The 23,919-nt window shown below is 69.8% G+C and carries 19 protein-coding genes and 1 rRNA gene; 9 read left to right on the top strand and 11 right to left on the bottom strand.

All coding sequences use genetic code 11. The annotated features are described in order from the left end of the window. Positions 1-35: 35 nt before the first annotated feature. Positions 36-1,507: ribosomal RNA gene (locus HUG12_RS03990) — 16S ribosomal RNA — on the bottom strand. A 576-nt stretch (positions 1,508-2,083) separates the two neighbouring features. On the opposite strand from HUG12_RS03990, the gene HUG12_RS03985 reads away from it, so the two are divergent. Beyond that, complete coding sequence (locus HUG12_RS03985; protein ID WP_179267530.1) at positions 2,084-2,308, top strand: hypothetical protein; 225 nt, start codon at positions 2,084-2,086, stop codon at positions 2,306-2,308. A gap of 10 nt (positions 2,309-2,318) precedes the next feature. Here HUG12_RS03985 and HUG12_RS03980 read toward each other — a convergent pair whose 3' ends face one another. Further along, positions 2,319-2,627 (bottom strand): non-histone chromosomal MC1 family protein, encoded by a 309-nt coding sequence (locus HUG12_RS03980; protein ID WP_179267529.1) that lies wholly within the window; start codon positions 2,625-2,627, stop codon positions 2,319-2,321. Positions 2,628-2,865: 238 nt separating this feature from the next. On the opposite strand from HUG12_RS03980, the gene HUG12_RS03975 reads away from it, so the two are divergent. Then, positions 2,866-3,063: an AbrB/MazE/SpoVT family DNA-binding domain-containing protein gene (locus HUG12_RS03975; protein ID WP_179169815.1), complete on the top strand. Its 198-nt coding sequence runs from the start codon at positions 2,866-2,868 to the stop codon at positions 3,061-3,063. Between the two features lie 60 nt (positions 3,064-3,123). Beyond that, positions 3,124-4,182: a quinone-dependent dihydroorotate dehydrogenase gene (locus HUG12_RS03970; protein ID WP_179267528.1), complete on the top strand. Its 1,059-nt coding sequence runs from the start codon at positions 3,124-3,126 to the stop codon at positions 4,180-4,182. Positions 4,183-4,204: 22 nt separating this feature from the next. Here the strand turns inward: HUG12_RS03970 and HUG12_RS03965 are convergent, their stop codons facing one another. Beyond that, positions 4,205-6,886 carry a valine--tRNA ligase gene (locus HUG12_RS03965; RefSeq protein WP_179267527.1) on the bottom strand — a complete coding sequence of 894 codons (2,682 nt, stop codon included), beginning with the start codon at positions 6,884-6,886 and terminating at the stop codon, positions 4,205-4,207. A gap of 427 nt (positions 6,887-7,313) precedes the next feature. On the opposite strand from HUG12_RS03965, the gene HUG12_RS03960 reads away from it, so the two are divergent. Beyond that, positions 7,314-8,048, top strand: a complete 735-nt coding sequence (locus HUG12_RS03960) for an SDR family NAD(P)-dependent oxidoreductase (RefSeq protein WP_179267526.1) — start codon at positions 7,314-7,316, stop codon at positions 8,046-8,048. A gap of 528 nt (positions 8,049-8,576) precedes the next feature. Here HUG12_RS03960 and HUG12_RS03955 read toward each other — a convergent pair. The 4 genes from HUG12_RS03955 to lipA form a co-directional block, all read right to left on the bottom strand. Further along, positions 8,577-10,208, bottom strand: coding sequence for a dihydrolipoamide acetyltransferase family protein (locus HUG12_RS03955; RefSeq protein ID WP_179267525.1), 1,632 nt, complete (start codon positions 10,206-10,208; stop codon positions 8,577-8,579). Position 10,209: 1 nt separating this feature from the next. Continuing rightward, positions 10,210-11,211, bottom strand: a complete 1,002-nt coding sequence (locus HUG12_RS03950) for an alpha-ketoacid dehydrogenase subunit beta (protein WP_179267524.1) — start codon at positions 11,209-11,211, stop codon at positions 10,210-10,212. A 2-nt stretch (positions 11,212-11,213) separates the two neighbouring features. Then, entirely contained in the window at positions 11,214-12,329 is a 1,116-nt protein-coding gene (pdhA, locus tag HUG12_RS03945) for a pyruvate dehydrogenase (acetyl-transferring) E1 component subunit alpha (protein WP_179267523.1), read from the bottom strand. Positions 12,330-12,634: 305 nt separating this feature from the next. Then, a complete protein-coding gene (gene lipA, locus HUG12_RS03940) occupies positions 12,635-13,585 on the bottom strand; it encodes a lipoyl synthase (protein ID WP_179267522.1) in 951 nt (316 codons plus the stop codon). Positions 13,586-13,797: 212 nt separating this feature from the next. On the opposite strand from lipA, the gene HUG12_RS03935 reads away from it, so the two are divergent. Further along, on the top strand, positions 13,798-15,201 hold the full coding sequence (locus HUG12_RS03935) for an MATE family efflux transporter (protein ID WP_179267521.1): 1,404 nt from the start codon (positions 13,798-13,800) through the stop codon (positions 15,199-15,201). A gap of 28 nt (positions 15,202-15,229) precedes the next feature. On the opposite strand, the gene uvrB is transcribed toward HUG12_RS03935, so the two are convergent. After that, positions 15,230-17,299, bottom strand: a complete 2,070-nt coding sequence (uvrB, locus tag HUG12_RS03930) for an excinuclease ABC subunit UvrB (protein ID WP_179267520.1) — start codon at positions 17,297-17,299, stop codon at positions 15,230-15,232. A gap of 360 nt (positions 17,300-17,659) precedes the next feature. Here uvrB and HUG12_RS03925 point away from each other — a divergent pair, with 360 nt between their 5' ends. Continuing rightward, positions 17,660-17,929, top strand: a complete 270-nt coding sequence (locus HUG12_RS03925) for a DUF7553 family protein (protein WP_179267519.1) — start codon at positions 17,660-17,662, stop codon at positions 17,927-17,929. A gap of 39 nt (positions 17,930-17,968) precedes the next feature. On the opposite strand, the gene HUG12_RS03920 is transcribed toward HUG12_RS03925, so the two are convergent. Next, positions 17,969-18,595 (bottom strand): transcription antitermination protein, encoded by a 627-nt coding sequence (locus tag HUG12_RS03920; protein WP_179267518.1) that lies wholly within the window; start codon positions 18,593-18,595, stop codon positions 17,969-17,971. 104 nt (positions 18,596-18,699) lie between these two features. Here HUG12_RS03920 and HUG12_RS03915 point away from each other — a divergent pair, with 104 nt between their 5' ends. Both HUG12_RS03915 and HUG12_RS03910 read left to right on the top strand, forming a co-directional pair. Continuing rightward, on the top strand, positions 18,700-20,223 hold the full coding sequence (locus tag HUG12_RS03915; RefSeq protein WP_179267517.1) for a stage II sporulation protein M: 1,524 nt from the start codon (positions 18,700-18,702) through the stop codon (positions 20,221-20,223). Positions 20,224-20,515: 292 nt separating this feature from the next. Then, entirely contained in the window at positions 20,516-20,668 is a 153-nt protein-coding gene (locus tag HUG12_RS03910; RefSeq protein ID WP_179267516.1) for a hypothetical protein, read from the top strand. Here HUG12_RS03910 and HUG12_RS03905 read toward each other — a convergent pair. Continuing rightward, entirely contained in the window at positions 20,665-21,528 is an 864-nt protein-coding gene (locus HUG12_RS03905; RefSeq protein WP_179267515.1) for a sulfurtransferase, read from the bottom strand. The genes HUG12_RS03910 and HUG12_RS03905 overlap by 4 nt on opposite strands. Before the next feature lie 274 nt (positions 21,529-21,802). Between HUG12_RS03905 and HUG12_RS03900 the strand changes: the two genes are divergently transcribed. Continuing rightward, the gene (locus HUG12_RS03900; RefSeq protein WP_179267514.1) at positions 21,803-22,582 is read left to right on the top strand and encodes a sulfurtransferase; all 780 of its coding nucleotides are present in this window, start codon (positions 21,803-21,805) and stop codon (positions 22,580-22,582) included. A gap of 5 nt (positions 22,583-22,587) precedes the next feature. Here the strand turns inward: HUG12_RS03900 and HUG12_RS03895 are convergent, their stop codons facing one another. After that, a complete protein-coding gene (locus HUG12_RS03895; RefSeq protein WP_394354281.1) occupies positions 22,588-23,673 on the bottom strand; it encodes an AI-2E family transporter in 1,086 nt (361 codons plus the stop codon). Positions 23,674-23,919: the final 246 nt, after the last annotated feature.

The following is a 23,919-nucleotide window of genomic DNA, read 5'->3' as shown; positions in this document are numbered from 1 at the left end:
AAGTGGGCCAGGGCGTCGCCCTGGTCCCGGTCAGTAGGAGGTGATCCAGCCGCAGATTCCCCTACGGCTACCTTGTTACGACTTAAGCCCCCTTGCGAAGCCCAGATTCGACCCCCCAACGGGGGCCTCATCCGGACCTCACTCGGGTGCTTTGACGGGCGGTGTGTGCAAGGAGCAGGGACGTATTCACCGCGCGCTTCTGACACGCGATTACTACCGAATCCAGCTTCATGTGGGCGAGTTTCAGCCCACAATCCGAACTACGACCGAGTTTGTGAGATTACCGTCCCCTCTCGGGGTAGGAACCCATTGTCTCGGCCATTGTAGCCCGCGTGTAGCCCAGCTCATTCGGGGCATACTGACCTACCGTTGCCCGTTCCTTCCTCCGCCTTGGCGGCGGCAGTCTCCCTAATGTACCCAGCTACCACAAGGGTACTGCTGGCAATTAGGGACGCGGGTCTCGCTCGTTGCCTGACTTAACAGGACGCCTCACGGTACGAGCTGACGGCGGCCATGCACCTCCTCTCAGTAGGTCGAGTAAGCTCATCACACTGACCTTCATTCCTACTGTCGGAGCTGGTGAGATGTCCGGCGTTGAGTCCAATTAAACCGCAGGCTCCTCCGGTTGTAGTGCTCCCCCGCCAATTCCTTTAAGTTTCATCCTTGCAGACGTACTTCCCAGGCGGTCTGCTTCACGGCTTCCCTACGGCACAGCGCTGGCTCGTAGCCAGCGCCACACCTAGCAGACATCGTTTACGGCTGGGACTACCCGGGTATCTAATCCGGTTCGAGACCCCAGCTTTCGTCCCTCACCGTCGGATCAGTCCTCCCGAGGTGCTTTCGCCATCGGCGGTCCGTCCAGGATTACGGGATTTCACTCCTACCCCGGACGTACCCCTCGGGTCTTCCTGTCCCAAGCCGAGCAGTTTCCGCCGGACGCCCACCAGTTGAGCTGGTGGATTTCCCGACGGACTTGCCCGGCCGGCTACGGACGCTTTAGGCCCAATAAAATCGGTCATCACTCGAGCTGCCGGTATTACCGCGGCGGCTGGCACCGGTCTTGCCCAGCTCTTGTTCCTGGACGGCCTTACCGTCCAGAAAAGCGAGGACTATATGCCCTCGCACTCGGGGTCCCCCTATCGCACTCGCGTGCAGTGTAAAGGTTTCGCGCCTGCTGCGCCCCGTAGGGCCCGGAATCTTGTCTCAGATTCCGTCTCCGGGTTCTTGCTCTCACAACCCGTACCGATTATCGGCACGGTGGGCCGTTACCCCACCGTCTACCTAATCGGCCGCAGCCACATCCTACGGCGCCTGAACGTTTCAGGTTCCCGGCGTTCCAGCGTAGGAACCGTATCCGGAATTAGCCTCAGTTTCCCGAGGTTATTCCGGTCCGTAGGGTAGTTTGGCCACGTGTTACGGAGCTATTCGCTACGAGTGTGAACTCGTGCAACTAGCATGGCTAAATCGGACCCCGATAGCAATGACCTCCGGCAGGATCAACCGGAATGTCGCTCCCTGACGGGAGCGGGGTGGCGGGAATCACGTTGTGAAACGTGGTTCACCAAGATCACGTCGTAAGACGTGAATCACCAATGGATCACATCCGAAGATGCGATCCGCTGTATTGCGTGGTCCGAGCTCGGTGACACCGATCGGGTGTCACCGAACTATCGAGGCTAACATCAGATACCGTCTTGCGGCGGACCGCAGGGGCGGAATCCTCATTTCTTGCGGATTTCAACGAAGGCGCGGGAGGGTCATAAGCCCTTCGAACCTCGTCGAAGTCGGCGAGCGCGTTCGGGGTGAACCGAACGGGTTCGCGCAGTGTCTTTCGCATTCGATCCGAGTGCCCTCGAGTACATAAGGGCGTCGGAAGCGTCCCGGCAGCACCCCGACGGGGGCTGCCGTTCACACTTCGTTCGAAGTCGCCTCGTGAACTTAAGGGCGTCGGATCGATCTTCGACATCGCCCCGAAGGGGCGTGCCGTGTCGGCCGGGCGCTCCCGGCGCGACCTTCGCATTCATTCGGATGGCAGAGTAACGTAAAAGGCCGTCGTTTCACCGGCACACCGTCATGCGGTTTCATGGGGTCCCTACTCATGGGGGTTCGTGTAGAACCGGGCGGTCGGCACGCGCCCGGACGCGGACGGCGCGCGAACGTGTACACGGTCCCGCCGGGCGCGACCGCCGCTCGCGAAGCCCCGACGGGCGGCGTCTCGAACGCGGCGCTCGACGGCGTCGCGACGCACGGGGCCTCCCGGTACACCGACCGGTCACGGATCGCTCACGCGTACGCAAAGAACAACTAGACCGTGGCGGCTAACTCTCGAGGTGTTCGATGCCCTTCTTCGAGACGTTCGCCTCCGTGATCTCGCTGGGCATCCAGTCCGGCTTGTTGTCCGGCGCGGTCTCGCGCCAGGCCCATCCGTCGTAGATGTGGACCTTGTCGGTCCCCTTCTCGCGGAGACGGAGCTCCGTCCGGTCGGCCGCGTCCTCCGAGCTGCCGGGGTCGAGCCGCCGTGCGGCCTTCAGCGCGGCCTGCCTCGGGGTGTTTCCCGAGTAGACGCTCTCCTCGCCACCGTCAGTCTCGCGCAGTGCGAAATTTCGCTTACCGTCCTCTCGTACCATGGTTTTTCGCCTCCGTGTGACGCCAGCACACACTATGTTATAAATATATCGGGGAAGTGAGGGCTATTCGAAGAAAGTTTTTTGTACTAGGGAGGCGCCGTCGGTCGATTCGACCCGGAAACCCGGCGCCGAGGACGGGGTACGGCGGCCCGCCTCGCTCGCGCGCGCCGTTCGTCGGCTCCGTGCCGGAAACAACACTTATGTATTCCGTGCGGCGAAGCGTGGTGTAACCAAGCCGATGGTCCGGAAAAAGACGCTCAGCCCGAGTGGCGCCAAAGACGAGAACGGCGAGTACCACAACGTCCACGTCAACCTGCACGAGGACGAACTCGCCGTTGCGGGCCTCGAGATCGGCGACGAGGTGTTCGTTCGGGTCCGCGACGGGAAGATCATCATCCAGGCCGCGGACCCGGACGAGGTCGAACACGACTTCTGAGAGCGGACCCCGAGGACGGAGTCGGCGCGTTCAAACCCCCGCCAGCCGTGGGTGTGGCCGATGAGGGGTTACGACCTCGCGAAGCCGGCGCTGTTCGCGCTCCCGCCCGAGACGGCACACGGCGTGACCGCGCGGCTCATGCGGGCCGCACAGGGGACGCCGGTCGAGGACGCGGTGCGCCGCCGCTACGCCCTCGAGGACGACCGACTGCACGCGGAGGCGTTCGGATGCTCGTTCCCCTCCCCCGTCGGCGTCGCCGCCGGCTTCGACAAGAACGCCCACGTCCCGCGCTTGCTCGCGGCGCTCGGCTTCGGTCACGTCGAGGTCGGCGGCGTCACCGCCGAGCCGCAGGCCGGCAACCCCCGACCTCGGCTGTTTCGGCTCCCCGAGGACCGCGCGCTGATCAACCGCATGGGGTTCAACAACGACGGCGCCGACGAGATCGGCGAGCGGCTCGCGTCGAGCGACCTCCCCGACGTCCCCGTCGGCGTCAACGTCGGCAAGTCGAAGTCCACCCCCCTCGACGAGGCCCCCTCCGACTACCTGTACACGTACGAGCGCGTGAGCGCGCACGCGGACTACGTCGTCGTCAACGTCTCCAGCCCGAACACGCCGGGACTACGCTCCCTGCAGAACCGGGACGCGCTGGAGGCCATCCTCGGCGAACTGCTGGACGCGGGCGCCGAACCCCTGCTCGTGAAGCTCTCGCCGGACCTCCCGCGCCCGGCGATCGAGGAGGCGCTCGGCGTCGTCGACGACCTCGATCTCGACGGGGTCGTCGCGACGAACACCACGACCGACCGTCCCGAATCGCTCCAGAGCCACAACCGCGCGGAGGAGGGCGGGCTCTCCGGAAAACCCCTCGAGGGACGGGCCACCTCGCTCGTCCGCTTCGTCGCCGAGCGGACGGACGTCCCCGTCGTCGGCGTCGGCGGGGTCTCGGACGCCGAGGGCGCCTACCGGAAGATCCGCGCGGGCGCGAGCGTGGTCCAGCTGTACACCGCCCTCATCTACGAGGGGCCCGGCCTCGCACGCGGGATCAACGAGGGGCTGCTCGACCTGCTGGAGCGGGACGGCTTCGACTCCGTCGGGGACGCGGTGGGCGTGGACCTGGAGTAGAAGAGGGGTTCGAGACGCCGGCTCAGTTCCCGCCGTCGCCGTGGACGACGACGATCGCGTCGCCCGCCTCGAGCAGGTCGCCCTCGCCGGCGTACCGTCGCTCGCGCTCGATCTCGAACAGCTCGGGGCCGAGCGTCTCGCCCGCGACGCGGAGGTCGCCGTCCTCCACCTCGTACTCGCCGTCGGCGATGGCCGCGTCGATGTCGCCGACCTTCGAGCCGAACTGCGGGCCGACCCGCGAGTAGTCGAGGTCGACGCCGGTCACGACCGACTCGATCTCGGGCTCCTCGGCCAGCACGTCGAGGTCCGCGACGTTCATCACGCCGCGCACGTCGTCGGCGAAGGCGGCGACGTCGCCCTCGCCCCACACCTCGACGCGGCCGAGTTCGGCGTTCAGCGGGAGGCCGCGCTCGCTCTTGTACCGCCGCAGCGCCCCGATGACCGCCGTCGCGGTCCGCCCCGCGGCCCGGTCGGCCTCGACCCCGAGCGGTTCGGGCCAGTCGGCCCGGTGGACGGAGCCGCCCTCCTCCACGCCGGCGTCCGCGTACAGTTCCTGCCACAGCTCCTCCGTCTCGTGGGCGAGGAACGGCGCGAACAGCTTCAGGAACCGCCGGTGGGCGACCCGGAGGGTGTACTGGGCGGCCGGGTCGCCCCCTGCGGCGTCCGTTGCCGCCTCGGAATCGTCGTCCGCGTCCCGGACCCGCGTCTTCGCCACTTCGAGGTAGTCGTCACAGAACGTGTGCCAGAAGAAGCTCCGGAGGCCGTCGCGGGCCTTCGAGAACTCGCGGCGCTCGAACTGGTCGGTGAGCGTCCCGACGAGGTCGTCGAGTTCGGCGAGCAGCCAGCGGTCGAGCTCCCGGAGGTCCTCGGGGGCGAGGTCGGGGTCCTCGTCGGGGGTGAGCGAGTCGACGAGCTTCGAGGCGTTCCAGAGCTTCTGCATCAGCTTCTCGCCCGCGCGTAGCCCCTTCTCCTGGTACGGGAGGTCGTCGCCGACCGCCGAGCCGGTCGCCCAGTAGCGCGCGGCGTCGACGGGGTACTTCGCGAGCACCTCGTCGGGCGCGACGACGTTCCCCTTCGACTTGGACATCTTCTCGCGGTTCTCGTCGAGCACCATCCCGTTGATCATGGTCGACTCGAACGGCACCTCGCCGGTGTGCTCGTAGCACTTGATGACGGTGTGGAACAGCCAGAAGCTGATGATGTCGTGGCCCTGGGGGCGCACGTCCATCGGATACAGCTCGGGGTGGGCCATCTCCAACCGCTCGGATTCCTCGTTCCAGTCCCAGCCCGAATTGATGAGCGGCGTCAGGCTGGAGGTCGCCCACGTGTCGAGCACGTCGTCCTCGGGTTCGAACCCCTCGCCCCCGCACTCGGGACAGGCGTCGACCGGCGGGTCGTCCGAGAGCGGGTCGACCGGCAGGTCGGCCTTCTCGGCGACGACGACCCCGCCGCACTCCCCGCAGTACCAGACCGGGAACGGGATGCCCGAGGAGCGCTGGCGCGAGATGAGCCAATCCCACTGGAGCCCCTCGATCCAGTGCTGGTAGCGGGTGAACATCTTCTCGGGGAACCACTCCATCTCCCGGCCCGCCCGGAGGTACTCGTCGGTCCGGTCGAGGATCTTCACGTACCACTGCTCGGTGACGAGGAACTCGACGCCCGTCCCGCAGCGCTCGTGGACGTTGACGGTGTGGGTGATGGCGCGGCGGTCGAGCAGCGCGCCGGCCTCCTCCAGATCCGCCACGATGGCCTCGCGGGCCTCCGCGGAACCGAGCCCCTCGTACTCCTCCGCGACGCCGGTCATGTGGCCCGACTCATCGATGGCGATTCGGAGGTCGAGGTCGTGGGCCTGGTACCACTCGATGTCGGTCTGGTCCCCGAACGTACAGCACATCACGATGCCGGAACCAGTCTCCATGTCCACGCGGTCGTCGGCGATGATGGGCACCTCCTGACCGAACAGCGGGATCGTCGCCTCCTCCCCGACGAGGTGCTGGTTCTCGTCGTCGTCCGGGTGGACGAACACGGCGACGCAGGCGGGCAGGAGCTCCGGCCGAGTCGTGGAGATGGTGAACGGCTCGCCCTCGCGGACCGTGGTGAACTCGATGTCGTGGAAGTGGCTGTCCCGCTCGTCGTCCTCGGTCTCGACCTGCGAGATGGCCGTCTCGCACTCGGGACACCAGATGGCGGGCGCCTTCTCGCGGTACTCGCGGCCCTGCTCGTACAGGTCGATGAAGGAGAGCTGCGAGATGCGCTGGACCCGCGGCTCGATGGTCCGGTACGTCTGGTTCCAGTCGATGGAGATGCCGAGCTCCTGCATCTTCTCGGTGAACTCGGCCTCGTACCCCTCACAGACCTCGCGGCAGAGCTGCTGGAACTCCCGTCGCTCGTAGTTCTGGTGGCGAACGTCGAGTTCCTCCTCGGTCAGCCGCTCGGAGGCGATGCCGTTGTCGTCGTAGCCGAACGGGAAGAACACCTCCTGGCCCCGCATGCGGTTGTACCGCGCGACGGTGTCCTGGAGGATGGAGCCGTACACGTGGCCCCAGTGGAGGCTGCCCGATACGGTCGGCGGCGGCGTGTCGATGGAGAAGGTCGTGTTCGGGTCCGTCGCCGCGTCCTCGTCGTAGGCGTAGGTGTCGGTCTCGACCCAGCGCCGCTGCCACTTCGGCTCGACGGCCTCGGGGTCGTAGTCTCCACTGGGCATTCGTGGGAGGTAGTACCCGCGAGCCGCTGTTAAACCGCTCGATTGTTCGGGAGTCCGTGGCGCGGTCGAGGCCGGTCGGAGGGTCCTCGAGGAGCGCGTCTCCAGTTTCCGTGTGAACAAACGAGTCACTACTCCCGAGCGTGATGGGAGCCCCAATCCTCCCCAGCCGATTCGCTCGCTCGTGTCTCCGGACTGGTTTTCGGTCAGGTCGGCTGGTGCAGGGGGCAGATCACTACTGCTTACAGGATGGAGTCCGCCAGTTACCTCGGAGCGAGCTCCTCGGAACTCACCCCGCTCGCGTGACCGAGGCGCGGCCGCCGCGCGCCACCCCCGCTGCCGACGCGTCCGACCTACGTCGTTCGAGCGCGACCGGGCACGGGTCGCGAGCGCCCGAACGGCTTTGCCGTCCGCGCGCCACCGAACGACCATGCAGACGGCTGTCATCGCCGGCGTCGGGCCCGGCCTCGGGGAGTCGATCGCGCGGACGTTCGCGGACGAGGGCTGTCGGCTCGCGCTGCTCGCCCGCAGCGGGGGCTTCCTCCGCGACCTCTCCGACGACCTCCCGACCGAGGCGGTCGCCGTGCCGACGGACCTCTCCGAACCCGACGAGATCGAGGCGGCGTTCGAGACGGTCCGGGACGAACTGGGCCCGGTGGACGTGCTGGTGAACAACGCGAGCGTCGCATCGTGGACCGGGCTGCTGGAGACCGACCGCGAGGCGTTCGACCGGGCGTACGAGGTCGGCCCGCGGGCGGGGTTCCTCTGCTCGCGGGAGGCGGTGCGGGACATGCTCGGCGAGGCGCGGAGCGCCCCGGAGAGCCGGGCGAATCCCGGCGGAACCGGCGACGGCGACGGCGGAACGATCATCTTCACGGGCGCGACCACGTCCGTCCGCGGGCGGAAGGGCGCGGTCGGCTTCTCGATGGCGAAGTTCGGGTCGCGCGGCCTCGCGGAGTCGATGGCGCGCGAACTCGGGCCCGACGGGATCCACGTCGCGCACGTCGTCGTCGACGGCGGCATCCGCCCGCCCGGCGCGTCGGACGACGCCGACGAGTACCTCGACCCCGACGCCATCGCCGAGACGTACTGGCGGCTCGTGGAGCAGGACCGGAGCGCGTGGACGCTGGAACTGGACCTCCGGCCGCACGTCGAGGGATTCTGAACGAACCTCTTTTGCCGGGGGCGTCCTCGCTCGCGCGCCGGAGGCGCGCTCGCTCGTCGACCCCCGGCAAAACCCGTTCATGCTGTGGGATTCCTCCGGAATCCCACTGCTGACGGGAGATCGAAGATTTCCCGTAATGCTGCCAGAAACCGACGGTTTCTGGCCGCAAGACGAGCTTTGCTCGTCGGTGCCAAAAGGCCGCTCGCTCGGTCGGCGGGGCTTCGCCCCGCCTCCCTCCCTCGCGGTGGGAAACGTAGTGACACCGCGGTGGCACGTGCCGGCTGACCTTCGATCACGCGAGCGAGGGTGATCTCACGGGACCTTCGGTCCCGGGTAGTGTCAGCCGGACGCGTGCGAGGGACGAGAAGCGCAGCGAGTGGAGCGAGCGAGCATCGCAGGAGGCTGGGGAGGGCGAGGCAGGGTGGGACTGAAAGGGGCCGCGTGGGCTTTCGCGGTCGTCACTACGGTACTATCGAGGACGGAAGGAGAGAGATGAAGAGGAGAACAACTAACGGAAGCAGAAACCGGTTACTCCAGCAATAAGAGCTGCGGGTTCTCCAGATACTCCATCACGTAGTTCGTGAACCGCGCGGCGACCGCGCCGTCGATGACGCGGTGGTCGATCGACAGCGAGAGCGGGAGCGTGTGGGCGGCCACGACCTCGCCGTCCTCCACGACGGGGCGCTGCTCGATGGCGCCCAGCCCCATGATCGCCGTCTCGGGGTAGTTGATGATCGGCGTGGCGTACTCGCCGCCGACGGCGCCGAAGTTCGTGACGGTGAACGTCCCGCCCTGCATCTCCGAGCGGGAGAGCTTCCGCTCCCGCGCCCTGTCCGCGAAGTCGGTGACCTCCTCGGCGAGTTCGAGCAGCGATTTCCCGTCCACGTCCTTCACCACCGGCACCATCAGTCCGGCGTCGGTGGCGACCGCGACGCCCACGTTGTACTCCTTCTTCAGGACGATCTCCTCGTCGTCCTCCCGGAGCTCGGAGTTGAGGTACGGGAACTCCTTCAGCCCGGCCACGAGCGCCTTCATCACGAACGGGAGGTAGGTGAGCTTCACGTCCCGCTCGGCGGCGCGCTCCTTCAGCTCCGCACGCGCCTCCACGAGGTCGTCGATGACGGCCGTGTCGTGGTGGGAGACGTGCGGCGCGGTGTACTTCGACTCCTCCATCTGCCTCCCGATGGTCCGGCGGACGCCGCGGTACGGCACCGTCTCGTCGCCGCCGGCCGCGGCCCCTTCGCCGGCAGCGGCGCCGGCACCGGCCGTCGCGTCCGCGGCGCCTGCAGCGCCCGCATCGGCCTCCTTCGCGGCCGTCACCGCGTCGGCGTACTGCTGCACCTGCTCGGCCGTGACGAACGCCTCGCCCTCGCGCGTCTCGTCGGTCGGCACGTCGTCCAGGTCGACGCCCGCCTCCTCGGCGGCCCGCCGGGTCGCGGGCGCCGCGAGGGTTCGCTCGCGCCCCGCCGGCGACGTCGAGGCGGCGGACGCGGCCCCGTCGCCCGCGCTCGTTCCACCCGCCGCACCGTCGGTGTCGCGGGGCGTCGCGGCCGGTTCGGACGACCCAACGTCGACGTCCTTGGGCCCCGCGGACTCGGCCTCCGCGTCGGCGTCGGCCGCGTCGGCCGTCCCGCCGGACTCGACGTGGGCGCGCACGTCGGCGTCGGTGACGCGGCCGCCCGGGCCGCTGCCGTCGACCGCCGCGACGTCCACGCCGAGTTCCCGCGCGAGGCGACGGGCCGACGGCGGCGCGAACACGCGGCCCTCGGTCGGTTCGGGGGCGTCGGTCTCGGCCGGCGCCGTCTCCTCCGCCTCGGCTTCCGGCACCGATTCGGGGGCGGTCTCACCCTCCGAGTCCGGCTCCGCGGCCGGTTCCGCCTCCTCGGGTTCCTCGCCCGCCCCGGCGGCGTCGCCGTCGTCGCCGACGGTGAACGTGATGATGACCTCCCCTACGGGCACTATCTCGCCCTCCTCGGCGAGCAGTTCCTTCACGGTGCCGTCGTACGGGCTCGGCACCTCGACGAGCGCCTTGTCCGTCTCGACCTCGGCGACCGGCTGGTCCTCCGAGACCGCGTCGCCGGGCGCGACGAGCCAGTTTACCAGCTCCCCCTCGGCGACGCCCTCGCCGACGTCGGGGAGTTTGAACTCCTTCGTCGCCATCTCAGAACTCCACGGCGTCCTTGATTCCCTCGGCCACGCGGGCCGCGTTGGGCATGTAGTAGTCCTCCATCGCGTACAGCGGGTACGGCACGTCGTAGCCCGTCACGCGCTGTATCGGCGCCTCCTGGTACAGCAGCGCCTCCTCCTGCAGGGTGGCGGTGATCTCGCCCGCCAGCCCGCCGGTCTTTGGCGCCTCGTGGACGACGCACGCGCGGCCGGTCTTCTTGAACGACTCGACGATGGCCTCGCGGTCCATCGGCGAGACGGTCCGGAGGTCGACGACCTCGGCGTCGACGCCCTCCTCGGCGAGCTCCTCGGCGGCCTCCAGGCTCGGCCGGGTCATCGCGCCGTAGGTGAACACCGACACGTCGCTCCCCTCGCGGCGGACCGACGCCTCGCCGATGGGCACCTCGTAGTCCCCCTCGGGCACGTCGCCCCGGAACGCGCGGTAGATGAGCTTCGGCTCGAGGAAGACGACCGGGTCCGGGTCGCGGATGGCCGAGGTGAGCAGCCCCTTCGTGTCGTACGGCGTCGAGGGGATGACCACCTTCAGCCCGGCCTCGTGAGCGTAGAACGCCTCCTTCGACTCCGAGTGGTGTTCCGGCGCGCGGATGCCGCCGCCGTAGGGCGCCCGCAGCACCATCGGGAGGGTGAACCGGCTCCGCGACCGGGTGCGCAGACGCGCCATGTGCGAGACGATCTGGTCGAAGCCGGGGTACATGAACCCGGAGAACTGGATCTCCGGCACCGGCTTCAACCCCATCGCGGCCATGCCGACGGCCGTGCCGATGATGCCCGACTCGGCGAGCGGCGTGTCGATGACGCGGTCCTCGCCGAACTCCTTCCAGAGCCCCTCCGTCGCCCGGAAGACGCCGCCGTTCTTGCCGACGTCCTCGCCCATGACCAGGACGTCGTCGTCCCGTTCCATCTCGGTCGCGAGCGCGTCCCGGACCGACTGTACCAGCGTGAGGTTCTGCGTCGCTTCGGATTCTTGGGTGCTCATTGTCACTCCTCGAGGAACGCCTCGTCGCCGTACTTCTCGCGGATCGCCGCGAACTCCTCGGCCTGCTCGGCCAGGTCCGGGGGTGCCTCCTCGAACACGTGCTCGAACATCGTGCTCGGGTCGGGGCGGGCGGTCGATTCGGCCTCCTCGATGGCGGCCGCGACCTCCTCCTCGACGGCCTCCTCGATGGCGTCGACCCGCTCGTCGTCGAGCAGCCCCTGGTTCCGGAGGAACGCCTCCAGCCGCGGGATCGGGTCCTTCGCCTTCCACCGCTCGACCTCCTCGTCGGTCCGGTACACCGACGGGTCGTCGGCGGTGGTGTGTGCGCCGTAGCGGTACTGTACGGCCTCGACGAGCGTCGGCCGGCGCTCGCCCTCGCCGGGCGACTTCGCCTTCTCGAGCGCGTCGGACGTCACCGAGTAGACGGCGAGCGGGTCCATCCCGTCGACGCGGACGCCCTCGAAGCCGTACGCGACGGCCTTCTGGGCGAGCGTCTCGGAGGCGGTCTGTCGTTCGCGCGGGACCGAGATGGCCCACTGGTTGTTGTTACAGAAGAAGACGTTCGGCGTGTCGAAGACGCCCGCGAAGTTCAACCCCTCATGGAAGTCGCCCTCCGAGGTCGCGCCGTCGCCGAAGTAGCAGATGTAGGCGTTCTCCGGGTCGCCGCCGTGCTTCAGCTTGTCCGCCCACGCCATCCCCGTCGCGTGCGGGATCTGGGAGGCGATCGGGACCGCTGCCGTGAAGACGTTGACGCCCTCCGGCGGCGAGTTGCCGCGCTCGTCGCCCATCCAGTAGCGCAGCGTCCGTTCGAGACCCATGCCACGGACGAGGTTGGCGGCGTGTTCGCGGTAGGAGGGGATCGTCCAGTCGCCCTCCGCGAGCGCCATCGCGGAGCCGACCTGGGCGCCCTCCTGGCCCGACAGGGGCGGATACGTCCCCATGCGGCCCTGCCGCTGGAGGGAGACGGCCCGCGTGTCGAAGTGCCGGGCGAGCTTCATGTTGTGGTACATCTCGACGAGTTCGTCGTCGCCGACGTCGGGGACGTCTCCGACGACGCTCCCGTCCTCGTCGAGGACCTGGACCATGCTCTCGCGGGGGTCGCGCTCGAGCGTACTCACGGTGCCCTCCTTCGCATACGAGAAACCTTGCCCGCCCTCGCAATAGTGTTTTCGTAAATAGTTTACTGTGGGCAGAAATACTGCCTCGGCACGCCGACCTGTCCATCGTAGGGCGCGAAAATCACACGGTGTAAAGTTCTGGGCGGTCGGAGCGCCGCCTCGTCGACCGACGGTGAGAAATCCCGCCTGATTTTTGACAAACGATGGATGAGAGCGAGCGGGAGGAGGCGCAGGGGGGCGAGCGGGAGCGAACCGGACGTGAGAAGCGGGAGCGGACGCGGGTCGGATGGACGCCGGAAGACTCGTCAATCGCCGCTCGCGGCGCGGGCGTGCGCCCGCGCCTCCTCGACGCTCCGGCCCTCGCGGACCAGCGCCTCGACGAAGAACTCGCCGGCCTTGTACGAGGAGCGGACCATCGGCCCGGAGGCACAGTAGAGGAACCCGAGTTCCGACTCCGCGACCCGGCGCCACGTCTCGAAGACGTCCGGGTGGACGTACTCGAACACGTCGAGGTGCGAGCGGGACGGCTGGAGGTACTGGCCGAGGGTGACGATGTCCACGTCGGCCTCCCGCAGGTCCCGCAGCGTCCGGTACACCTCGTGGTCGTACTCGCCGAGGCCGAGCATCACGCTCGTCTTGGTATAGACGTCCGACTCCAGGCTCACCTGTTCGAGCACGTCGAGCGTCTGGCCGTAGTTCGCCCGCCGGTCGCGGACCGGCCACTGCAGGCGCTCGACCGTCTCGACGTTGTGCGCGATCACGTCCGGTTCGGCCTCGACGATGCGGCGAACCGCGGCCTCGTCGCCGCCGAAGTCCGGGACGAGCACCTCGACGAGCGTCCCCGGGTCGCGCCGCTTGATCTCCCGAACGGTCTCGGCGAAGTGAGCGCTGCCGCCGTCCGCGAGGTCGTCCCGGTCGACGGAGGTGAGCACGACGTACTCGAGGCCGATCTCGGCGACCGCCTTCGCGACGTTCGCCGGCTCGTCGGGGTCGAGCGGCTCCATCCCGCCGGTCTCCACGTCACAGAAGTTGCAGCCGCGCGAGCACCGGTCGCCCATCAGCATGAACGTCGCCGTGCCCGGGCCGGAGCCGGGGCCCTCGCCTCCCGACCAGCACTCCCCCAGGTTCGGGCAGTTGGCCTCCTCACACACTGTGTGGAGGTCGTGCTCGCGGAGGGTCGACTTGATGTCGGTGAAGCGCTGGCCCGCGGGCGGGCGCATCTTCAGCCAGTCAGGCTTGCGGCGCCGACTGCTCATACGAATCACTTCGTGGCCTGCGGCAAAAGGGTGCGGATGTCCGGGGTGGCCGGGCGTCGAGCGTGGCCGGACGCCCCGAAGACCGCCGACTCGATCGTCGGCGCCGGAAGGTCGAGCCACCGGGACATGACAGCAGCAAATGTGAACTTCCTAAAGTGTGGCACGTATCGACACTGATTTATTGATGGTGCTGGAGTCACGAATGATACCGGATGCTCGACGTCTCGTCGGAGGACATCACCGAGGGCTCGCTGGGGAGAGCGCTCGCCTACCTCTCGATACCGATCGTCGCCCAGCAGCTCGCGCTGGTCGCCCAGCAGGTGATCGACGTGTTCTGGATCGGCCGGCTCGGCGGGGACGCGGTCGCGGCCGTCGGGCTCGTCATGCCGGTTCTGGGCCTGTTCGGCGCCGGGACGATGGCCGTGTTCCTGGGGAGCCAGATCGTCGTCTCCCAGCGCGTCGGGCGCGGCGACGTGGCGGGGGCGCGCCGGGCCGCGTTCCACGGGCTCGTCGGCGCCGGCGTGGTCGGGGCGTCGCTCGCGACCCTGGTCAACGTCTTCGCGCTCGACGTCACCCGACTGTTCAACCCCGAGGGGGAGGTGGCCGTCCTCGCCGCGATCTACCTCGGAACGATGGTGTTCTCCTTCACCGTCAGCGGCATGAGCGACGCGATGGAGGCCGCGTTCGTGGGATCGGGCGACTCCCGGACGCCGCTCGTCGTGAACCTCGTCGCCGTCGTCGTGAACGTCGTCCTCGACCCGTTCCTCATGTTCGGCTGGTGGCGCTTCGACGCCTACGGCATCGCGGGCGCCGCCTACGCCACCCTCATCGCGTACGCGGTCGGACTGGCCATCGCGCTCGCCGTCGCCGTCTCGAACCGCGGCGGATTCCACATGACCCGTGCCGCCGTCGGCCTCGACGCGGACGAGTTCCGCGAACTGGTCGACGTCGGCGCCCCCAAGGCCGGGCAGGGGGCGGCCCGGCAGGTCGCCCGCCTCGTCATGGTCGCCGTCATCTCCGTGACGGGCGGGGGCGCCGCGCTCGCGGCCTACACCGTCGGCGCGCGCATCTCCACCGTCGCCTTCGTTCCGGCGGGGGCGGTCGGCTCCGCCGGGACGACGCTGGTGGGGCAGAACCTCGGCGCACAGCGCCCCGACCGGGCCACGCGGGCGACGTGGCTCGGCGTGGGGGTCGGCGCGGTCGGCGTCGGCGTCCTCGGGGTCGTCCAGTGGTTCGTCCCCGGCCTCCTCGCGGAGGTGTTCGTCCCGGGCATCTCGGGGCAGACGCTCGAGTACACGATCGCGTACCTGCAGATCCTCGCGCTGGGCTACTGGGCGCTCGGCGCCATCTACACCGTCGAGGCCGGCTTCAACGGCGCCGGCAAGACGAGGATCTCGATGTACTCCACGATGCTGCAGTACTGGACGGTGCGCGTCCCCGTCGCGGCGATCCTCGCGTTCGGGTTCGGCTACGGCGCGCTCGGACCGTTCTGGGCGGTCACCGTCTCGAACGTCGTCGCGGCGGTCGGCCTCTGTGCGTACTTCCGGTACTCGACGGACAACGGGATGCTCCGGCGGGCCGCGAACGCCGTGTCGGGCGTGGGAACGGCAGACTGAGGCTCCGCTCGGGCGCGTCGCCGCCCTGTCAGAACTCGGCGTCCTCGACGCCCGCCTCCGGCGGCGCGACGCCCTCGTCCTCGCGTTCCAGTTCGAACTCCCGTCGGAGTTCCTGCACCCGGTCGCGGATGTCGGCCGCGAGTTCGAACTCGAGGTTGTTCGCGGCCTCCTGCATCCGCTCTTCGAGCGCCCGGATGCGGGCCCCCGCCTCCTCCTCGTCGGCGACGTCGCTGCCCGCGATTCCGGAGGTGTCCGTCTTCGACCCCGGGAGGTTCGTCTCGCCGATCTCCTTCTCGATCGTCCTTGGCTCGTAGCCGTGCTCCTCGTTGAACTCGCGCTGGATGCGGCGACGGCGTTGCGTCTCCTCGATGGCGGCCGACATGGAGTCGGTCGTCTCGTCCGCGTACAGGACGACCTCGCCGTTGACGTTCCGTGCCGCACGGCCCATCGTCTGGACGAGCGTCGTCTCCGAGCGGAGGAAGCCCTCCTGGTCGGCGTCGAGGATGGCGACGAGGCTCACCTCGGGGATGTCGAGTCCCTCCCGGAGGAGGTTGATGCCGACGAGCACGTCGATGTCGCCGAGGCGGAGCGACCGGACGAGTTCGTGGCGTTCGAGCGTGTCGGTCTCGTCGTGCATGTACGCGACGTCGACGCCGGCCTCCTCGAGGTACTCGGTGAGGTCCTCGGCCATCCGCTTGGTGAGCGTGGTGACGAGCGTGCGCTCGCCGCGCTCGATGCGGCCGTCGATGCGGTCCATGAGGTCGTCCACCTGCCCCGTCGCGGACGTGACCTCGACCTCCGGGTCGACGAGGTGGGTCGGGCGGACGATCTGTTCGACCACTCGCTCCGAGTGCTCGCGCTCGTACTCGCCCGGCGTCGCGCTCACGTAGAGGGTTCGGTCGGTCTTCTCCTCGAACTCCTCGAAGGTGAGCGGACGGTTGTCGTAGGCCGTGGGGAGCCGGAAGCCGTTCTCGACGAGCGAGTCCTTCCGGGACTTGTCGCCCGCGAACTGACCCTTGATCTGCGGGATGGTCTGGTGTGACTCGTCGATCACCGTGAGGAAGTCGTCCGGGAAGTAGTCGAGGAGGGTGTAGGGCGCCTCGCCCGACTCGCGGTTCGAGAGGTGGACCGAGTAGTTCTCGATGCCCGAGCAGTAGCCGGCCTCCTGGAGCATCTCCAAGTCGAAGGTGGTGCGCTCCTCGATGCGCTGGGCGGCGACGAGGTCGCCGTTCCGCTCGAAGTGGCGCACGCGCTTCTCCATCAGGTCCTCGATCTCCTCGACCGCCGTCTCCAGCCGCTGCTGGGGGATGGAGTAGTGCTCCGCGGGGTGGATCATCACGGCCGGCTCCTGGGAGACGACCTCGCCCTGCATCGGGTCGACCTTCGTCATGCGGTCGATCTCGTCGCCCCAGAGTTCGACCCGCACGGCGTAGCGGCCGTACATCGGGAAGATCTCCACGGTGTCACCCCGGACGCGGAACGTGCCCTGCTGGAAGTCGACGTCGTTGCGCTCGTAGTTCAGGTCGACCAGCCGCGCGAGCAGGTCGTCGCGGCCGATCCCCTCGCCGACCGCGAGTTCGAGCGACATCTCCCGGTAGTTGGCCGGGTCGCCGAGCCCGTAGATGGCCGAGACGGAGGCGACGACGATGACGTCGTCCCGGGTGAGAAGCGACCGGGTCGCCGAGTGGCGCAGCCGGTCGATCTCCTCGTTGAGCGACATCTCCTTGTCGATGAAGGTGTCCGTCTGCTCGACGTACGCCTCCGGCTGGTAGTAGTCGTAGTAGGAGACGAAGTACTCGACGGCGTTGTCGGGGAAGAGGGTCTTGAACTCCTCGTACAGCTGTGCGGCGAGGGTCTTGTTGTGCGCGAGCACCAGCATCGGTCGGTCGAGCTGCTCGGCGACCCACGAGACGGTGTTCGTCTTACCGGACCCGGTCACTCCGAGCAAGGTCTGTTCGTCCATCCCCTGCCGGTAGCCGTCCACGAGCCGCTCGATGGCCTCGGGCTGGTCGCCGGCCGGGTCGAACGGGGCGTCGACGCGGAGGGGACGGTCGAGCCCGGGGCGGTCCGGCGACAGCGGACCCTGCGATTCGCTCATTGACGGAGTCAGGTGCCCGAGTCACTTGACGGACGCGGTTGGGGTGCTTGCAGGCGGCACGGGTGGCCAGTTTGCCGGCGTCCGACCGGGCAGCGGCCGCGAGCCCTCCGGGACCCGCTGGCGGGGCGGTGTGCCGCGCAACCGCGCTTCGCCCCGCGACGTCGGTCACGTCACGGGGGGTCTGGTCCCGGTATCACCGATAAACCCTCGCCGGAGTCCGGAGTCGGCCGCGCCCCGCGCGGCCGCTCGTGCGTGGCTCACGCGGGGCTTTCGAGGCCACCACCGTCCGCCGTCCGAACCGCGTGTCACAACCACGAACGAGTCCGTACGGTTTTGTCGCTCGGGGAAGAACCACCGTGCATGAGTCGAGAGGAACTCGAGGAGGCCAGCGGCCACCTCCGACGGGCAGCCGAGACCGCCGAGGGGGAAACCCGGGAGAAACTCGCCGAACAGTCACAGCGCTTCGCGGACGCAGCGAGCCGCGAGAGCGGCCCGGACCACGGGTGGCTCGACCGGCACACGCACGTCGTCCGCGAACTCGGCGAGGAACTGGACGAGGAGGGGCGAGAGCACGTCGACGACGCCGTGGAGCGGATCAACGCCTACCGGGAGACCGTTCCCGGCGTCTGAGCCGGGGGTCGATCCGCGAGCGTTCCGGGCGGGCGAGCCCTAACAGACGTTCTTCGGCTTCACGCCCATCCCCTCCAGCGTCTCGACGTAGTCGTCGTAGGCCGCCTCGAGCACGGCGTCGGCCGCCTCCCGCGCCTCGGCCCACTCCCCGTCGTTCTCGCAGACGGCGTCGAGCAGATCGGCCGCGTCGTCGAGGCGGTCCGAGACGTCGCCCCGGAGCGACCGGAAGTCGTCGGCCGCCCTCGGGTCGGCGCTGCCGACGAAGAAGCCGACCATCTGGCCCACGCGGGCGTCCGCGAGCACGCAGCGGGCCAGCAGGCCGCCCGCGCGGGCCGGCGTCGATTTCAGGCCGGCGAGGGCGTCGTACTCCGGGAACTCGCGGGTCCCGTCCGGGTCGAACCCCTCCGGCGCGACCGCCTCCCGGTGGTCGCGGGCGTCCTCCGCGACCGACCCGAACAGGGCCGCCGCGTCGCCGCTCGCCTCGTCGGCGCTCCAGGCCTCGAACCGGTCGGCGGCCGCGTCGGCCTCCGCGGCGGCGGCCTCGCGGACCGCGTCGGCGGTCATCTCGCCGCCCGTCAGGGCGTACAGCGACTTCGAGGAGCCGAGCCGCGAGAGGGGCGTCTCGTTGTCGGCACGCAGGTCCGAGAGAAAGGTGTCGGCGTCCATGGTACGGGGTACGGCGGTGGCGCGCTTGAAACCCCCGGAGACGAGCGCCTCGGCGCGGCGGCCACGACGGCAGGGTTAGGTGGCAGGGACGTGACGGGAGGGACATGTCCACCGACCGGTCCCCCTCCGTCTCGGGGGCGCTCACCGCCGCGGGCCGCGTGCTCGCGGACCATCCCCTCTCCGTCGTGTCCGCGTACCTCCTCGGGGTGGCAGTCCTCCCCGTCGCGCGCGTCCCGTTCCTCGTCGCCCTCGCCGGCGCGGTCGTCCTGCTCGACTCGGCCGGGCGCGTCGAACCGCTCGTCGAGGCGCTGGCTGACGAAGCAGCCGTCGTCCGGGACGGCAGCGACGGCGGCGGCGGCGAGTTCGGCGGCCCGGAGGGGGCGGTCTCGCCCGAACTCGGGTCGGCGATCGAGGGCGTCCTCCTCCCGGAGGTCGGACTGCTCCTCCTCGCCGGCGTCCTCGCCGCCCTGCTCGTCGGCGCGCTCGCGCGGGCGGTCGCGAGCGCCGTGGCCTACGGCACCCTCTGGGCGGCGCTCGACGGCCGGCCGCCGCTGGAGGACGGCGTCGCCGCGGCGGGCCGGTGGCGGTCGTACCTCGGCCTGTTGCTCGTCCGCGTCGGCGTCGTCGTCCCGGCCGTGGGCGTCCCCGTCGTCGCGGGGATCGCCGTCGGGGGGCTCCCGGGCCTCGTCGTCGGCGGGGTGCTCGGACTCGGGGGACTGCTGGTGCTCCTGGTCGTGACGCTCCTGCTCGCGTTCGCGAGGCCGGCCGTCGTCGTCGACGACGCGGGCGCGTCGACGGCCGTCCGCCGGAGCGCCGGCTTCGTCCGCCGACGCCCGATCGCGACGGGCGCCTTCGCGTTCGTCGCCGCCGGCGTCTACGTCGGCGTCTCGACCCTCGTGGCCCTGCTGAACGTCGCCGGCGCCGGGCGGGCCGGCGCGCCGGTGCTCTCGCTCGCGGTCGCGCCCGTCCTCGACACGTTCGCCACGGCGCTGTACGCCGGGCGGGGGCTCCCCGCGCGGGAGCGTCGGCCGGTCCGGACCCGCATCCGGACCGGGCTGGGCGGCGGCGTGCGCGAGCTCGGGCGGTTCGTCCGGGGGCACCCGGCCGCGAACGTCCTCGGGGCGCTGTTCGTCGCCGCGGGCGCGGCGGGCGGGTACGCGCTCACGGCGCCGACGGGCGTCTCGGTCCCGCCGCCCGAGGACGTGGGGCTGGTGTTCGGCGCGGTGCCGGTCGGCCCGTTCGTCAACATCGCGGCGAACAACTGGCTCGTCTCGGCGGGCACCGCGTTCGGCGGGCTGGCGATCGGCGTCCCGGCGGCCGCCTCGCTGCTGTTCAACGGCGCCCTGATCGGCGCACTCGCGGGCGTGTTCGACCGGGTCGCGTTCCTCGCGCTCGTCGCGCCCCACGGCGTCCTCGAACTCCCGGCCGTCGCCGTCGCCGGCGGACTCGGCCTCCACCTCGGCGCCGTCGGCTGGCGGGGGCTCCGGGGGCGCGCGGACGCGGCCGCCGTGGCCGCCGAACTCCGCCGCGCGACGATGGTGCTCGTCGGCCTCGCGCTGGTTCTCGTCGTCGCCTCGTTCGTCGAGGCGTTCCTGACGCCCCGCATCGCGGCGTTCGTGCTGGGGTGAACGTCGGCACAGGCTGGCCCGTCATCGTCGCAGATCCCCGACCGCCGGTCGGCCGCTGGCGGGTCAAAGTGTCCGCCTCGGTGTCGAGGGTGAGTCATCCGCAGTGGCGCGCGGCGGCCGCGCCTCGGTCACGCGAGCGTGCGAGCGAGGGTGACCGCACGGGACCGCAGGTCCCGGGTAGTGCCCGCCGGACGCGCGCGAGGGACGAGCACCGCGGCCGAGGGAGCGGCGCGACCGAGGCGAGGAGCACAGTTGCGGTCCCCGAGCCGACAGCCGCGGGGGCTTTCGGAGCATGCGCCGCGACGACGACTCCGACCCAGAAGTCGACAGCCGCAGGAGCTTTCCGGAACGGTATCCCGCGACGGCCGAACCGGTCCACGTACTAGCCGAACGGTCCGCGAAAGAAATCGAACTCGAGGACGGCGCCTCGGTCGTGTCGCGCTAGTGCTCGGCCTCGCCCTTCTCCACGGGCGCGCCGACGAGGTTGCCCCACTCGGTCCAGGAGCCGTCGTAGTTGACGGTCTGGTCCTCGCCGAGCAGTTCGTGGAGCGCGAACCAGGCGATCGAGGAGCGCTCGCCGATGCGGCAGTAGGCGACGATCTCGTCGTCGCCCGACTCGACGACCTCCTCGTAGAGTTCCTGCAGTTCGTCGGCGCTCTTGAACGTCCCGTCCTCGTTCACCGTCGACGCCCACGAGATGTTGCGGGCGCCGGGGATGTGGCCGCCGCGCTGGGCGGTCTCCTGCAGGCCCGGGGGCGCGAGGATCTCGCCGCGGAACTCCTCGGGCGAGCGCACGTCGACGAGCGGCACGCCGGCGTCGATGGCGTCCTCGACCTGCTGGCGGTACGCCCGAATGGACTCGTCGGGCTCCTCGGCCTCGTAGGTCGTCTCGGGGAACTCCGGCACATCCTCGGTGAGCGGGTAGTCGTTCTCCAGCCAGTAGTCGCGGCCGCCGTCGAGCAGGCGCACGTCGTCGTGGCCGTAGTACTTGTACTGCCAGTAGGTGTAGGCCGCGAACCAGTTCGAGGAGTCGCCGTACAGCACGACCGTGGAGTCGTCGCTGATGCCGTGGGAGGCGTTCAGCTCCTCGAAGTCCTCCTTCGTCAGGAGGTCGCGTCGCGTCTGGTCCTGCAACTGGGTCTCCCAGTTGAAGCCGATGGCACCGGGCGCGTGGCCCGTGCCGTAGGCCTCGGTGTCCACGTCGACCTCCACCAGCCGGTACTCGGGGTCGTCCGACTGGAACTCGTCGAGGTGGTCCTCCACCCAGTCCGCCGACACGAGCACGTCCTTGGCGTAATCTGTCATTGCGTCTCTCCCGTACGACCCCCCGGAGCATAATACCCGTAGCCGCGGCATGTCCGGCCTTTCATCCCATATACAGGATCATGTTGCCCCTTCCTCGCGGCCGGCGACGGGGGGACGTCTCGTCGACCCGACACCACGGGGAGGGCGTCCGGGGAGCGACCGGCGACGGTCGGGGACGGCCCGGGGCATCCGGAAAACGTTGCCCCCGTTTCCGACGCCCGTCCGGGTTCGCCGGTGCGGCGGCGCTTTTCCCCTCCCGGCCGAAACGGCCCGTATGGACGCATTCGTCTCGGCCGACTGGCTCGCCGAGCGACTCGACGACGTGCGGGTGGTGGACGTCCGCGACGCCTGGGAGTACGAGGGCATCGGCCACCTCCCCGGCGCCGTCTCCATCCCGTTCGGGGAGTTCCGGAGCGCCGACGGCGACGAGGGGATGCTGCCCGGCGCCGATCGGTGGGCCGACCTGCTCTCGTCGGCCGGCGTCGACGCGGACGACGAGGTCGTCGCCTACGACGACACCCACGGCGTGTTCGCGGCACGCTTTCTCGTCACTGCGGAGCTGTACGGACACGACCCCGCGAAGCTCCACCTGCTCGACGGCGACTACTCCGCGTGGAGCCGCCAGCGCGAGGTGACGACCGAGCCGGTCGAGCCCGAGGCGACCGAGTACGAGCCGCGCGAGCCCGCGGACTCGCCGCTCGTCGACTTCGCGGCGGTGGAGGCGGCGCTCGAGGACCCCGACACCGTCGTCGTCGACACCCGCGAGCCGTGGGAGTACGAGGAGGGCCACCTCCCCGGCGCCGTCCAGCTCGACTGGATGGAGCTGGTGGACGCCGAGTCCCGCGGACTGAAGCCCCGCGACGAGCAGGAGGCGACCCTCGCCGACCGCGGCATCGTCCCCGGGAAGCGAATCCTGCTCTACTGCAACACGGCCCGGCGCATCAGCCACACGTACCTCGTGCTCCGGCACCTCGGCTACGGGGACCTCGCGTTCTACGAGGGGAGCCTCACCGAGTGGGAGGCGCGCGGCGGGGCGATGGAGACCGGGTCGTAGCGGGATCAGCCGTCCGTCGAGTCCGTGACGTCGACGGCGCCCGAGGGCGGGGTCCCGGGTCCGGGCGCGCTCCCGTCGGGGGGGACGTCGACCGACTCGCCCGCCGTCGGGTCGGACGCCTCGCCCGCGGGCCGGTTCGAGGGTGCGGTCCCCTCGGAGACGGGACCCTCCGAGAGGAGGCTCACCACCTCGGCGAGCAGCGCGACCACGAGCGGGCCGAGCACGAAGCCGATGGCGCCGAGCGTGAGCAGGCCGCCGACGAAGCCGACGAAGTACACCGACACCGGGAGGTCGGTCGTGCCGCCGGCCAGTCGGGGACGGATGATCGCGTCGGGGGCGAAGCCGACGAGGAAGAGGCCGAGGACGAGCACCGTCGCGGCCCGGAGCGCCTCGCCCGCGACGAGATCCATCGCGGCGAGGCCGGCGACGACGGCGCTCGGGCCGAGCACCGGGACGAACTGGAGCACGCCCGCGACGACGGCCAGCGCGAACGGCGAACCGTAGCCGAGCAGCCAGAAGAGGACGAACGCGACGACGAACGTCCCGAGCGCCGTGGCCGCCTGGAGGACGTAGATCGCCCGGAGCGTGTGTGCGGTCCGGCGGTGGAGCGCGAACAGCACGTCGTGGTACTCGTCGGGACAGAGCCGGAGCAGCGCCGCGCGGGGCGACCCCGGCGCGTACAACAGCCCGTAGACGAGCAGGACGAACAGGAGCAGTTTGAGCGCGAACACCGGCGCGGCGGCGGCCGTCGACGCCGCCAGCGCGCGGACCGCGTCGACGGCGGCGTCGAGCAGCGGCGCCGTCTCGACGACGAGGGAGAACCCGCCGAGTTCGACCGGGATCCCCGGCGGGACCGAACGCAGGAAGTCGACGAACTCCGAGCGGCGCCGGTAGAGCACGAAGCCGAGCGGCGCCGCGAGCGCGACGACGCCGAGGAACGCCGCGGCAGTCGCCGCGAGCGCCGCGAGCCGATCCGAGCACCCCCGGGCCCGCAGTTCCTGTCGGAGGGGGTAGAGCACGTACGCGACGGTCACGGCGAACACGACGGTGGCGAGCACGCCCGCGAGCACGAACGCCGTGAGCGCTAGCATCGCCGCCAGGAGCACGGCGAGCACGGTCCGACGACTCGGCTGCACACGTCCACCGGCGCAGGGGCAGGGGAAAACCGTTTCTCCGCCGACCGGGAGGCGCTCGGATTCGATCGGCTTCGTTGAACCGCGACGTCGACACGGCCCTCGCCGATCCGCACGGGTCGTGGCGAACGCCGTCGATGCTGACGGGTCCGAGCCACTGAATGCACCTTCAACGTTCAGCAGCACGGCAACTACGACCGTCGG

Source organism: Halorarum salinum (assembly GCF_013402875.1).
GTDB lineage: Archaea > Halobacteriota > Halobacteria > Halobacteriales > Haloferacaceae > Halorarum > Halorarum salinum.
The sequence above is the reverse complement of the archived record's forward strand: the minus strand, read 5'-3'. Positions and strand labels throughout refer to the sequence as shown.

Excerpts from the sequence above, each read along its gene's own strand:
- HUG12_RS03985 (WP_179267530.1), top strand. The coding sequence starts at position 2,084 with ATGGGGTCCCTACTCATGGGGGTTCGTGTAGAACCGGGCGGTCGGCAC.
- HUG12_RS03980 (WP_179267529.1), bottom strand. The coding sequence starts at position 2,627 with ATGGTACGAGAGGACGGTAAGCGAAATTTCGCACTGCGCGAGACTGAC.
- HUG12_RS03975 (WP_179169815.1), top strand. The coding sequence starts at position 2,866 with ATGGTCCGGAAAAAGACGCTCAGCCCGAGTGGCGCCAAAGACGAGAAC.
- HUG12_RS03970 (WP_179267528.1), top strand. The coding sequence starts at position 3,124 with ATGAGGGGTTACGACCTCGCGAAGCCGGCGCTGTTCGCGCTCCCGCCC.
- HUG12_RS03965 (WP_179267527.1), bottom strand. The coding sequence starts at position 6,886 with ATGCCCAGTGGAGACTACGACCCCGAGGCCGTCGAGCCGAAGTGGCAG.
- HUG12_RS03960 (WP_179267526.1), top strand. The coding sequence starts at position 7,314 with ATGCAGACGGCTGTCATCGCCGGCGTCGGGCCCGGCCTCGGGGAGTCG.
- HUG12_RS03955 (WP_179267525.1), bottom strand. The coding sequence starts at position 10,208 with ATGGCGACGAAGGAGTTCAAACTCCCCGACGTCGGCGAGGGCGTCGCC.
- HUG12_RS03950 (WP_179267524.1), bottom strand. The coding sequence starts at position 11,211 with ATGAGCACCCAAGAATCCGAAGCGACGCAGAACCTCACGCTGGTACAG.
- lipA (WP_179267522.1), bottom strand. The coding sequence starts at position 13,585 with ATGAGCAGTCGGCGCCGCAAGCCTGACTGGCTGAAGATGCGCCCGCCC.
- HUG12_RS03935 (WP_179267521.1), top strand. The coding sequence starts at position 13,798 with ATGCTCGACGTCTCGTCGGAGGACATCACCGAGGGCTCGCTGGGGAGA.
- uvrB (WP_179267520.1), bottom strand. The coding sequence starts at position 17,299 with ATGAGCGAATCGCAGGGTCCGCTGTCGCCGGACCGCCCCGGGCTCGAC.
- HUG12_RS03925 (WP_179267519.1), top strand. The coding sequence starts at position 17,660 with ATGAGTCGAGAGGAACTCGAGGAGGCCAGCGGCCACCTCCGACGGGCA.
- HUG12_RS03920 (WP_179267518.1), bottom strand. The coding sequence starts at position 18,595 with ATGGACGCCGACACCTTTCTCTCGGACCTGCGTGCCGACAACGAGACG.
- HUG12_RS03915 (WP_179267517.1), top strand. The coding sequence starts at position 18,700 with ATGTCCACCGACCGGTCCCCCTCCGTCTCGGGGGCGCTCACCGCCGCG.
- HUG12_RS03910 (WP_179267516.1), top strand. The coding sequence starts at position 20,516 with ATGCGCCGCGACGACGACTCCGACCCAGAAGTCGACAGCCGCAGGAGC.
- HUG12_RS03905 (WP_179267515.1), bottom strand. The coding sequence starts at position 21,528 with ATGACAGATTACGCCAAGGACGTGCTCGTGTCGGCGGACTGGGTGGAG.
- HUG12_RS03900 (WP_179267514.1), top strand. The coding sequence starts at position 21,803 with ATGGACGCATTCGTCTCGGCCGACTGGCTCGCCGAGCGACTCGACGAC.
- HUG12_RS03895 (WP_394354281.1), bottom strand. The coding sequence starts at position 23,673 with ATGCTAGCGCTCACGGCGTTCGTGCTCGCGGGCGTGCTCGCCACCGTC.